Here is an 11,631-nt window from a genome sequence, read left to right as displayed (position 1 = left end):
GGCCAGAGTGATGGAGTCATCAGATCTGAATGCCACCTAGACTGGCGGTATGCCGAACCAGCTCGACACCACCGCCGGCCCCGCGAGTGCCAACCGCTTCGAGCGCCGCCGTGCGCGCACCCGCCAGGCGCTGATCGCCGCCGCACGGCAGATCCTCGCCGAGACCGGCGAGACCTCGGCGAGCATCCAGGAGATCGCCGAACGCGCCGACGTGGGTTTCGGCACGTTCTACAACCACTTCGAGACCAAGAACGACCTGTTCGACGCCGCGGTCGGCGACGCCCTGGAGGAGTACGGCCAGCTGCTCGACAGCGTCACCGAAGGCATCGACGACCCGGCCGCGGTCTTCGCCGCCAGCGTCCGCCTCACGCTGCGGCTGGCCGCCTCGCACCCCGAGATCACCCAGATCCTGCGCCTGCGCGGCCTGCCGCACATCAACGCCGCCACCGGGCTCGGGCCGCGCGCCCTGCGCGACCTGGAGGTCGGCAAGGCGTCCGGCCGCTTCACCTTCGAAGACCCGCTCGTGGCCCTGTCCGCGGTCGGCGGCGCGCTGATCGGCCTGCTCCAGCTCAACTCGGCGCGCGACCTCGGCGCGGCGGCTGGCGAGCAGATGGCCGAGATGATCCTGCGCATGCTCGGGCTCCCCGCGGACGAGGCCCGCGAGATTTCCGTCCGCCCCCTGCCCGACCTGCCCTGACCCCGTCGGCCCGCCGACCCCGCGCCTGTCCAGGCCCCCGCGCCGTTCCACGGTGCGGGGGCCTGCCGCATCCCCCAACCCCGCGGGGTCTCACCCGTGAGCCGTGGCTGATCGTCCGGTCGTAACTGATGAAATCATCATTTACGATGAGGGAATGAAGATGCTCGAGTGCAGCAACCCCCCTGCCCGAACAGGTCGTGGCGGCCAGAGCGGCGTGCTCTTCGCCATGTGCCTCTCCCTCGTGCTGGTCGTGGCCTCGGTCTCCGCGCTCAACCACAGTCAACCGCTGGCAGATCCAGGCAGCGCAGACCTACGTGCACTTCCGACCGGACTCCGCGCTGCCCCGATTCGTGCGCGAGGCCTGCTCCGCCGGCCACCGCCAGACCCGACACCGCGACGGCTATAGCCGAACTCCCTCCGCTGAGTAGGACCCCTCAGCGCGCGGCAGGCCGGCTTCACCGCCACCTGCTCCTGGCGCACAGGCACAGGGCGCGGCAGCAAGCCAAGGGCCAGGTGTGGCCGGGCCAGGCACGACGCAACCAATGCACGGTACGGTCGGCCGGCTCCTCGTCGGCCAGCTCCGGATCGGTGCTCTACACCTGGTGCGGAACAGCTCGCGGTAGGCAGGAAACTTCGCCACCACCCGATCCGGCGACATGGTGGAGCGATCGACCTCGACCATCAGCACCGGCACCGGCACCGGCACCCCAATCTCCGCGGCCTGCCACACACTATCCGGACGCACTGACGGGGAGACTCGACCGCACCGCGTGCCTGTGGATCCTGGGGAGCTCACGACAAACTCAGCCCCGCTCTGTCCTGGAAATCATCGCCAAGATATTTCAACCCGCTGATGGCAGGGCGGGCCGCAGAGACCGGTTCGCGACGGCCGTTACGGCTGCTGGGCCCGGCCAAGAAGTTTGGCCAGGGCCCGCACCAACCCGCTGCCCGAGGCGTAGACGACCTCGCTCTCGTAACGCAGCTTGCCGTCCTCGTCCAGCTCCAGCTTGGTCCGCTCCTCGGCCTTCCCTTTGCTGAGGACGAGGGCCAGGCCCGCGATCACCAGCGCGCCCACCGCGATGATCTCGGTGACACCGAAAACGAACGCCTTGCGCCCCACGGAGTCGAGCGCCTCCTCGGCCGCAGGCCGGCACTCCGGCGTGAGCGCCGCCGCCGACAGCATGATCCGGGCTAGGTCGTCGACATCGGCGAGGAGCCCGTACGGGCTCTGCTCGACCTGCGCCAGGAGCTCCCGGGCGGGCTCGTCCTGCGGGGTGTCGGCAGGCAACAGGTCGTCGAGTGCGAGGACGGCCTCGAATGCCTCCTCCCGACTGAGTCCGGAGATCCGGGTTGCGAGGTTGGTGGCATCAGGGGTCACGATGGTTCTCCTCGGGTCACAGCCAGCTGCCCTTCAGTGCGAAGGGAGCCCAGTGGAAGGGGTGTTCGAAGCGCTCTCTGGACTCCAGGAGCGCCGCACGGTAGTGCCGGGCGAGCGGCCGGCCCGGCGCGGCGGTCCAGTGCGCGTACAGGGCCTCGACGAAGGTCAGCGCGGAGGCTTGGTCGACGTCCCAGAGCGAGGCGACGAGGGCCCTGGTGCCGCCGGCAAACAGGGCGCGCTCCAGTCCGATGCGGGTACCGCCGGCTCCGGGGCGGCTGCGCCCGGACGAGCAGGCGATCGAGACGACCACGTCCGGACAGGCTGACGCGGTGACCAGGTCGGCTGCGTCGAGCAGGAACCGACGCAGCTCCGCCGCCTGTTCGACCGGCAGCGGGGCCGGCGGCAGCGTCGAGCCGTCCGAGACGCAGACTCCACGCCCGTGCGCAGGCAGGGAGTTGGCGCCGTGCGCCAGCAGGAGCAGGTGCCGAACGCCGGGGAGCAGCTCCAGGCAGGCCGCCTTGGTGACGTCTGTCCCGTCGAGCCGGGCGACCTCCGGTCCCAGCAGGTCGGCGAGGCGGCCTGCGGTGCCGCGCAGCCGGTCCCCGAAGTCCGGGCGGTCACGTTCCTTCGGCACGCTCAGCACCGCCGCCGGGCATCCGCCGGGCGCGGGCAGGGGGCCGGCGGCGAGGACGGACTCGACGACCGCGAGGTTGGGCCCGTAGCTCACGCTGTTGCGCTCGAGTAGCAGCCGGTTGCCGGACAGGGTCGCTGCGTGGAGCGGGAGGCCGAGTAGCTCTGAGCTGGGAAGCAGAACTACGTGCTCGCCCGCGCTGGTCTGCTCGGCGATCGTTTCCCCGAGCCGGCGCAGGAGGTCCTCCAGCGGTGCGAGGGCACGGCTCTGCTGGCGGGCGGTCACACAGCCCGGTCCGGCGCTGCGGTCGAAGGCGGCGCTCAGGGCCCGGAGTTCGGGCAACCCGACGACCAGGGGGACGGACCGTACCACTCCGTCGGGGCTGGCGGTCACCACCCGCAGCCCGTCGGGTGCCTCCACGAAGGCGGCCAGGGCGGCCGTCACTCCGGCCAGCCGGCTGCGCTCCAGCAGGGCTGCGGTCCGGTCGACGGTGGTGCGGCCGGGGCGCGCGGTCGGGGGTGGGGCGTGGCGGCTGCGGACCTCTCGGCCGTTCACGAACTCGAAGACCCGCAGGTACTCGCCCGGAGCGGCGACGCCGCGGGACTCGGCCTCAGTGATGCAGGCGACCAGTTCGCGCTGGGCCTCTTCCTTGTCGACAAGCCAGGAGCCGACCAGATCCGGATCGCCCGATGTCTGGACGATCCCGTCGTTCAAGGCGTCCAGCACCAGCCGGGCGGCGGACCACCGCTTCGCTGGGTCGCCGGGCTCCACCAGCAGGAACCGCTGCCACGGGAACTGCCAGGGAAGCCCGACGACGCCCATCAGCGGTTCGACGCGCGCCATCGCCGCCCGCGCCGCGTCGAGCTCGCCGCGCTCCCGGTGGTACTGGGACAGGCGCAGCACCCCCAGTAGGCTCACCGGGCCTGCACCGACCGGGTCGGTGAGGAACTCCTTGGCGGAGGTCACCAGCCGTTGGGCGACCGTGGCCCGGTTCGCGCAGTGCAGGATCGCCCCGCTGACCACCGCCCGGGGGCCACGAAGACCTGCGCTGAGCTCCCATGCCTCCTGGAGCTCGTCGAGTACCGGCTCCTCCTCCACGGCCGCGCGCAACTCGGCCAGCCTCGCCAAGATCGGCACCCGCTCGCCGACGCGGTCGCGGGAGAGCGGTACGGCGGCGGCTGTGCGTAGCACTGCCAGGGCGGCCTCGTGCCGGTTGAGCACGAGATGACACTCGGCGAGGCTCATCGAGTACATGACCCGGGCCACCGAATCGGGCGGCTCCTCCGCGAGCGCCCCGGTAAGCAGGGCGACCGCCACGTCCACTCGACCCAGGTCACGCAGCACGATGGCGCGGTTGATCCGCAGAGTCTGACGCTGGTCCGGAGTGATACCGTCCGGCGCCGTCGCGGCCGCGGCTTGCGAGCTCTCATAGGCGGCGAGGGCCTCCTCCAACCGTCCCTCGTACCGGAGCAGGTTGCCGCGCTCGTTCTCCAGCGCGGAGCGCAGCTCGGGCGAGGGGCCGGCGCGCAGGACCCGGGGGCGGAAGCGCTTTAGGAGACGGCGGACGAAGCGGTGTTCCCACACGACGGCGAAGGCAGAGACGATGTTGACCACCGTCCAGCCGAGTTCCTCGCCGCGCTCGGTCGTGACGAGGCGGTGGCAGAGCATCCAAGCGAACTGCTCGGCCGCGGCGACGCGTCCGGCGGCGAGCAGTGAGCGGCAGCACGCCCCGGCCAGCAGCCCGATGTCGGCGAAGGTGCCCGTCTCTTCACTCGTAAGCACTATGTCCAGCATCGTGGCGGTCAGCTTCGCGTCGTCCTGATCGATGTCGGCTAGGGAAACGGGCAGGCCGCCCGCCATCTCGTCCCGGAACCGCTCGCCAGCCCCAACGTGTTCGAACCAGGCCGCGAAGTGGCGGTGCATCTCGCTGTCGCGCCACCCGGATATGGCCACGTTCCAGGCCTCGGGGAAGGTGATCGTCCGTCGCAGGACCTCAGGGGTCAGCAGCATGGTCGGATCGACGATGATCCCGGGCGTACGCGACAAGACGAAGAGCGTGAAGCACAGTGCGGCCCAGATCTCCGCCCTCGGGTTAGGCTGGCCGGCAAGGGCATGGGCGCAACTGTTGAGGTACTCGTACCGGTGGATCCGGTCAACCTTCGAAGAATCCGTCAGGCTCTCTGGATCGACCGCCGGACAGCGCGCCGCCAGCGCAGCCAGGACCTCCGGTCGCAGGCACTCGACGGGGATGCGGTCCTCGAGGACCTGCGGCAGCGTGGCGACCCCGCCGTGGTGGAACGCATAGGTGAAGGACCGGTCGACGAGCTCGACGACACAGGTCGTGAACAGCCGGGTGGCCCGGGCGACCCGCTCGGCTGCCTCCTCGGCCACCTCGCCGGGCGCGATGATCCCAGACCTGATCTGGTACTCGGCGAGCAGCAGGGTCAGCGGTGTCAGCAGCAGCGGAAGCCGCTCGTCCCGGAAGCCGGGTAGGTCGCCGTCGACATACTCCCGCAACGCGCGGGCGAGCAGTTCGTCGGCCCGGCCACGGACGGCATCGGCCAGCTGCTCGACCGAGTCATAGCCAACGACCCGGGGGAGCGTGCCATCGGCCAGGCGGGCTTGCTCGGCGAAGCGCAACAGATAAGGCCGCGGGATCCCCCCGACGGCCAGCTCGGAACCGTCCCCGACCACCACGGCCACCGGCGTCCACACTCGGGTCCCGGCGCCGCACACCGGGCACCGGTGGATGTTGAGCCGGCCCGTGACCAGGTCAAGCACCGCCCGCGCATCGCCCGGAAAGTGGAGGAACCGGCGCAGGCACGCGGTGGTACGGACCGAGCACCTGCCGCAGACGATCTCCATCTCCTGCCATGACGTCGCCACCCCGTCCGTCCCCGGAATCGCCAAGCCCCCTCCCTGCGTCATCCCCGACCAGCCTATGACGCCCAGTGACGGCACGTCAGCCGATCCGCGCGCCACACGGTCCCAAGGCCGGTCCTCAGCCCTTGGTGCCATCGACAATCACCGAGACAGGGCCGGACGGGCATGCGTAGACCAGGTTCTTCCCGGCGGGACAGCGAGACCGTCGTTGCGGGCCTCGACGCGGGCCTGCTCGGCACGCTCCGCCAGGCGCGCCCCGGCGGCGTCGCAGGCGGCCATCCATCCCGTGTCGAAGTCCTCGGTGCGCCCTTCGGGGCAGCGCCAGTTGGTGCCTTCGGCGACGCTCACGCTCCAGTCGAGGACGTCGTACTCGGCCCGGGCGATGGCCGCGGCGGCCTGCTCGGGAGTGTGGCCGACGTCCGTCAGGAGCCGGGTCAGCAGGTTGTAGCCAGCGCCGCGCATCTGGGTCCTCCTCCGGAAAGCGGGCCATCCCGGCCTCGGTGGGCCGGGACGGCGGGTCGGATCGGTGCGGGACGGGGTCAGCCGGCGACGGTCTCGGCATGCCGGTGGAGCGCGTCCAGGAGCGCGGTCTGCTGCTCGGTCAGCTTCCCCTCGGTGCGGGCCTTGTCCTGCTTGCGCAGCCACGTACCGGGCCGGAAGGCCGGGTCCGCGTCGCCGCCGGTCCGGTTCGCCGGGCCGTCCAGGGTGCCGCCGGCGGCGAGGTAGGCCAGCAGGCGGCGGTAGGAGCGGTTCCAGTCCGGTTCCAGGCGCCACAGCTCGTCCAGCGCGTCGAGCTTGGCGACCTGCTCGGTGGTGAGGTTGTCGACCTTGCGCTGGCGGCGCATCCACGCGCCCACCGCGTAGTCGTCCAGCTTGGCGGTCGCGGGGATGGCGAGGTGGCCGTGCTGGTGGTGGAACGCGGCGGCGTAGGCGGCCCGCGTTCCCAGGCGTTGGCGTTCTTCGACCAGATCATGCCGAGCGCGTCCAACTCGCTGACCCGTGCCGGGTCGAGCAGGCCCTGGCCGTTCAGGTGGCGCTGGCGGGTGAGCCAGGAGATCAGCTCGGCGTGCTTGGTCTTGTCGGTGGGGTCGAGGTGGCCGTGCTGGAGGTGGAACACGGCGGCGACCGCGTGCATGCGCTGCCACTCGACCGCGCGCGGATTGAACGCCCGCAGCTTCACCGTCTGGAGGATCCGCGCCGCGTCCGGCGAGCGTCGATCCGCAGCCACTCCATGGCGCCGGCTGCTCACCCCGCCCGGTCTCGGCGGCCTCGCGCCCGGCGGTCGTCCGCAAGCGCGCACCAAGGCACTGAGGCCCCTCAGCGGCCTATCCCCGGATTCGTGCCTGGCTCGCAGCTCTGGACGCGCCGTCGGGAGGGACGCTAGTAGGGCTTGGTCAGGTTCGTATGGGTGTGGGTATGTCGCGGTGGCAGGTCGGGCAGTGGCCGGCCCAGGTGGCGAGGACCAACTGCAGCTCGCGGACGACCTGGTAGAGGCTCAGGCCGCTGCCGTTCCTTTTGGGGCCCGGGCCAGCCTCCGCAGGGTGCAGAAGGCGTGGGCGAGGGCGACAAGGGTGACGTGGTGGTGCCAGCCGGTGAAGGTGCGGCCCTCGAAGTGGGCCAGTCCCAGGGCCTGCTTCATCTCGCGGTAGTCGTGTTCGATGCGCCAACGGAGCTTGGCCAGGCGGACCAGGGTGGTCAGCGGGGTGTCGGCGGGCAGGTCGGAGAGCCAGAACTGCACCGGCTCGGGCTCTCTGGCCGGCCACTCGGCCAGCAGCCAGCACTCGGGCAGTTCGACGCCGTCGGTGGCGTCGCGGATCTCGCGTCCAGCAGGGCGGATCCGCAGTGCGACGAACCGCGAGTACATCCGCTTGAACCCGGTGCGGCCCTTGCCCGGACGGGAGCCTTCGCGCCAGGACACCGGCCTGGCCGCCTTCCGGCCCGCCTCCGTCACCAGGGCCTTCACGCTCTTCGCCGGATCGGGATACCGGGCGACCGGCGGGCGGCCGGTCCCGCCGTAGGGCGGGGTGAACGGCCGCGCGGAGCCCGGCTGGGCACTGAGGGTGGTGGAGATCCCCACCACGTAGTTCAGACCGCGTTCGCCCAGGCCCAGGCGAAACGCCACCGCGTCGCCGTAGCCGGCGTCCGCGACGACGAGTGGGACGTGAACGCCCCAGGAGCGGGTCTCATCGACCATGTCCAGGGCGAGTTGCCACTTCTCCACATGGCCCAGGTCCGCGGGGATCTGGCAGCGCTCGCGACGGGCCACCTTCGCGGGCTCGGCCTTCTCGGAGGTCGGGTCCCAGGACTTGGGGAGGAACAGCCGCCTGTCGATCGCGGTTGAGGCACGGTCGGTGGCCAGGTGCAGCGAGACGCCTACCTGGCAGTTGGTGACCTTGCCGGCGGTGCCGGTGTACTGCCTCGACACACACGCGGAAGCGTCGCCGTCCTTGAGGAATCCGGTGTCGTCGATGATCAACGCCGTCGGCTTCAACTCGGTCTGCATCCTCCACGCCAGCCGGGCCCGCACATGCGCCGGATCCCACGGACTACTGGTCACGAAATGCGCGAGCGCCTGCCGGTTGCCGTCCTCGCCCAGCCGGGCCGCCATCGGCTCCACCGACTTGCGCCCGCCGTCCAACAGCAGCCCACGCACATAGACCTGTCCCCAACGGCGCTGATCGTTGCGGGTAAACGCCTCGAACAGCTCCGCCGTGAACGCCTCCAGGTCCTCCCGGACCTCAGCCATCTCCCCAGGTGTCACACACCCTCAACGACGCAACCCGCCAACGGACACGCCATACCAAGACGAACCTGACCAAGCCCTACTAGGCGGCCATGGGGGCTTGCCCTACGGCCGGCAGACCAGGAGCATGCGAGCCATGGCGGACATGACGGCAGTGGTAGGGCTGATCAGCGGGTTAGGCGCCGCAGTGATTGGTGCGGCGGGTGGAAGCCTGCTGCAACGATCAAGGCACAAGCAGGAGAGTGCCGCGGTCGCTGCGGAGAGAGCCGAGACGGAGCGTGAACGAGAGCGGCTCGCCAAGCAAGTGGCGCTGGAAATTGCCACGTCCGCACGGACCGCCAACCACGCCATGCTGACGGCCATGGGGCGAATCCAGCAGGACGCCGAGGCGGGCAGGCCGGTGGATGCCAGCCGCTTCGACGAAGAGGTCGGAAGCCTTGAAGCGGTCCTGGTGGCCTCACTACACCGGCTCGCGGCAAGCGGGGCGGCCGTCGTTCCAACAACGTCATCTTCGGGCGATCAGAGACCGTACGCAGCGGTGATCGCAGAGGTCGCCGGAACCATGCGGAAACACCTCCTCTCAATTGCGGACGGCACTGGCTCCGGCGCTGGCGATCTAGCCTCCGCTCTCCAGGCAGCCCGCGTCGTGTCCGAAGATCTGAACCGCTTCCTGTTGGCACAGACGGAACTCATCATCGAGAAGCCCGTGGGCTTCAGGATGGCTGTCGACGTGATCTGAAGCGTCCTGCCCACCGAGGCGCTGCTCACTCAGGGTCCGATGAGACCGCCCAAGGTCGGCGAGCCCGGACAATCCTCATGAAAGGGTGCCCTGTGATTGTTGACGGGCTCGGGTTTTTGAAGGAGTTGTTGAAGGCTTCAGGGGGTCTGGGGCGACTTCGGGCCGGTGTCGTCATCAAACGATCGATAGTTGACGATCCGGCCCTGTTCGAACGGCTCCGGTGGGACCATGCGGAGCATGATCGACGCCTTCACCGGGGACGTGCCGCGCCCCGACGACTTCCTCCTCGCCTGGCCGCGCACGCTCAGCGAGATCCGGATCGGCTACGCCCGCATCAGCACCGGATCCCAGGTCCTCGACCGCCAGCTGGATGCGCTGAATGCCGCCGGATGCCGGCGCATCTTCGCCGACACCAAGTCCGGCCGGACCGACCAGCGCCCGGAGCTGAAGGCGTGCCACATCTTCCTGCAGCCCGGCGACACCCTGGTGGTGCCCGCGCTCGACCGGTACGTTCGCTCCCTCAAGGACCTGATGAACATGGTTGGCGAGCTGCGCCAGCGCGAGATCGGGTTTACCTCGCTGCGCGAGCCGCTCGACACCACCACCCCCGGCGGCCGGCTCGTGTTCCACGTCTTCGCCGCGCTCGCCGAGTTCATCCGGGAGCTGATCGTGCAGGACACCAACGAGGGCCTGGCCGCCGCCAAGGCGCGCGGTCGGACCGGCGGCCGGCCCACCGTCGCCACGGCAGAGATCATCCGCGCCGCCCGCGACATGTTGCCCAACCCGGAGAACAGCATCGAGTCGATCGCCAAGCTCCTCGGCGTCTCCGTGGGCACCCTCTACAACCACATCCCGGACCTGCGCGAGCTGCGCGCCTCCCGGATCCCCGCACAGCTTCCGGCCGCCACCGCGTGATCCCCGTGCCCGGGCGGCTCAGAACAAGCGGCCGAGGGTGTCCTGCCAGGTGGTCAGGGTCTGGGCGAGCTGGGCGGACGCGCCAGCCGCGCCGGTGATGGCGGCCATGGCCAGGCGGGCTCGGCTGAGCGCACGCGGACGGTCCGGTTCGGCAGCCGCCTCGGCGACGTCAGCAACGTGGTCGAGGAGCCGGGCGCGGTCGTCTGCGAGCGCGGGGTCCTGTTGGATGGCGTGGGTGAGTGCCCGCAGGGCGGCTGCGGTGTCGCCCTGTCCGTCGCGGTCGAGGGCACCGACGGTGACCTCGATGCCTCGGACCGTCTCGGCTACTACGAGGCTGCTGTTCGTCACCTCGCTGTTGATCGCGCCCACGTTGCCGTGGACGGTGACCGCCGCCCGCTGTGTGCCCTGGCCCGACGCTTCGATGTGGTCCGGCATCTGCTTCTCCACCTTTTCGAGATAGTCCAGGCCGAGCGTCAGATAGGCGCCGGCCAGTGCCACCGGGTGGGGTACGGCCCGCTTCTCGCAGTACCGGAGCCCCTTGGTCATCAGTCGAAGACCACCACCTACCTCGTCGTTGGTCAGACCACGATCGAGGACCGCAGCCGTCGCCGCGACCCATGCCCGGATCGCGGGCACCACCTGCTGCCCAGCAGCGGCGGAGCGGCGGAGCGCCTGCCCGTCCGTGAGCTGCTCCGCGATCTCCTCGCACAGCGCGCGGCCGACGATGCCGTCCCTCAGGCGCCCGTGCCGCGGCGGGGCCTGTTCCGTGGGCATATCGAGGACCGGCTGCACGATCGTAAGTTCGGAGTACAACTGCGCCAGCCACTGGGCGCGGTAACGGGCTGTCGTCAGTGCGGTCTCGAAGTCCCGGCGGGAGATGGTACGCGCCTCCACCAAGCGGAGACGCTGGTAATCCAGGGACGGCACGGCGAAAACGTTCTGGCCGGGCGCCGAGCCCCGGAACGTGCACGTGTAGAGGATGCTCCCGACGACGGGGAGGCCGTGACCGTCGAGAGCCCACCGGCAGGCGCGCCGGAGCGCGTTTAGGGCGTCCGGCCTCGGTCTCCCCAGAAGGTCGGTGCCGTTCTCACGCAGCGGACTGAGACTGTCGAGGACCTGCCGGGCCTCGTGCCCATAGCCCGCCAGCATCCCGTACAACCGTTGGCAGACAAGCTGGTCCTCCTGCTCGATGATCCGCCTGGCCGCTTCGCCCGCCCCCGCCTCCATGCCCGTCATGGTGCATTGATCCGTCCGCGGCTGACAATAGCCTCGCGATGGTCTGAAACATGGACCCACCGGTGAGTGGCGCGCACTGCGCGGCCTCGACCAGCCCAGGGCCTCCTGCTCCTTCCTGTCCGGGCAGGCGCGGGACAGCCAGCCGAGCGGGGGGCAGGCGGCTTCGGGATCGCTCGCGGACGGCCCCTCGACCTCGTCGGCGGCCAGGACGACAGGTGCTCCTGAGATGACAGCGCTGAACCACTGTCAGCTGCTCACCGTGGTTGTGCCACGGGGACGACCGGACAGACGACCGCCAGGAGCACGACGTCACTGGCACCGGTCACCGGAAACTGCACTGACACTTTCACCGGAGCCCACAGGCGGCCCCTCAGAGGGGCGGCGGGGGTGTCGCCTGCGGCGCCACCGA

General features: G+C 70.4%; 10 protein-coding genes and 1 pseudogene. 3 read left to right on the top strand and 8 right to left on the bottom strand.

Going from position 1 to position 11,631, the window contains the following annotated elements:
- Positions 1-49: 49 nt before the first annotated feature.
- Positions 50-697, top strand: coding sequence for a TetR/AcrR family transcriptional regulator (locus tag BG452_RS24080; RefSeq protein ID WP_188306447.1), 648 nt, complete (start codon positions 50-52; stop codon positions 695-697).
- Between the two features lie 400 nt (positions 698-1,097).
- Here the strand turns inward: BG452_RS24080 and BG452_RS48150 are convergent, their stop codons facing one another.
- From BG452_RS48150 to BG452_RS24045, 7 genes and pseudogenes are all read right to left on the bottom strand, one after another.
- The gene (locus tag BG452_RS48150) at positions 1,098-1,442 is read right to left on the bottom strand and encodes a hypothetical protein (protein WP_411293002.1); all 345 of its coding nucleotides are present in this window, start codon (positions 1,440-1,442) and stop codon (positions 1,098-1,100) included.
- 147 nt (positions 1,443-1,589) lie between these two features.
- Positions 1,590-2,075: a hypothetical protein gene (locus BG452_RS24070; protein ID WP_188306445.1), complete on the bottom strand. Its 486-nt coding sequence runs from the start codon at positions 2,073-2,075 to the stop codon at positions 1,590-1,592.
- A 16-nt stretch (positions 2,076-2,091) separates the two neighbouring features.
- Positions 2,092-5,616 (bottom strand): CHAT domain-containing protein, encoded by a 3,525-nt coding sequence (locus tag BG452_RS24065; RefSeq protein WP_188306444.1) that lies wholly within the window; start codon positions 5,614-5,616, stop codon positions 2,092-2,094.
- Positions 5,617-5,730: 114 nt separating this feature from the next.
- On the bottom strand, positions 5,731-6,051 hold the full coding sequence (locus BG452_RS24060; RefSeq protein WP_188306443.1) for a hypothetical protein: 321 nt from the start codon (positions 6,049-6,051) through the stop codon (positions 5,731-5,733).
- Between the two features lie 77 nt (positions 6,052-6,128).
- Positions 6,129-6,536 (bottom strand): helicase associated domain-containing protein, encoded by a 408-nt coding sequence (locus BG452_RS47225; protein WP_223242661.1) that lies wholly within the window; start codon positions 6,534-6,536, stop codon positions 6,129-6,131.
- A 35-nt stretch (positions 6,537-6,571) separates the two neighbouring features.
- A pseudogene (locus tag BG452_RS48145) lies at positions 6,572-6,769 on the bottom strand (helicase associated domain-containing protein); the annotation flags it as partial.
- 315 nt (positions 6,770-7,084) lie between these two features.
- Entirely contained in the window at positions 7,085-8,335 is a 1,251-nt protein-coding gene (locus BG452_RS24045; RefSeq protein WP_188306442.1) for an IS701 family transposase, read from the bottom strand.
- Positions 8,336-8,468: 133 nt separating this feature from the next.
- On the opposite strand from BG452_RS24045, the gene BG452_RS24040 reads away from it, so the two are divergent.
- Both BG452_RS24040 and BG452_RS24035 read left to right on the top strand, forming a co-directional pair.
- Positions 8,469-9,071: a hypothetical protein gene (locus tag BG452_RS24040; protein ID WP_188306441.1), complete on the top strand. Its 603-nt coding sequence runs from the start codon at positions 8,469-8,471 to the stop codon at positions 9,069-9,071.
- A 237-nt stretch (positions 9,072-9,308) separates the two neighbouring features.
- Positions 9,309-9,986: a recombinase family protein gene (locus tag BG452_RS24035; protein WP_188306440.1), complete on the top strand. Its 678-nt coding sequence runs from the start codon at positions 9,309-9,311 to the stop codon at positions 9,984-9,986.
- An 18-nt stretch (positions 9,987-10,004) separates the two neighbouring features.
- On the opposite strand, the gene BG452_RS24030 is transcribed toward BG452_RS24035, so the two are convergent.
- The gene (locus tag BG452_RS24030; RefSeq protein ID WP_188306439.1) at positions 10,005-11,222 is read right to left on the bottom strand and encodes a hypothetical protein; all 1,218 of its coding nucleotides are present in this window, start codon (positions 11,220-11,222) and stop codon (positions 10,005-10,007) included.
- Between the last annotated feature and the right edge of the window lie 409 nt (positions 11,223-11,631).

The sequence above is a fragment of the Streptomyces sp. CBMA123 genome (assembly GCF_014596465.1).
Taxonomy (GTDB): domain Bacteria; phylum Actinomycetota; class Actinomycetes; order Streptomycetales; family Streptomycetaceae; genus Kitasatospora.
This window is presented reverse-complemented; position numbering and strand designations above follow the sequence as displayed.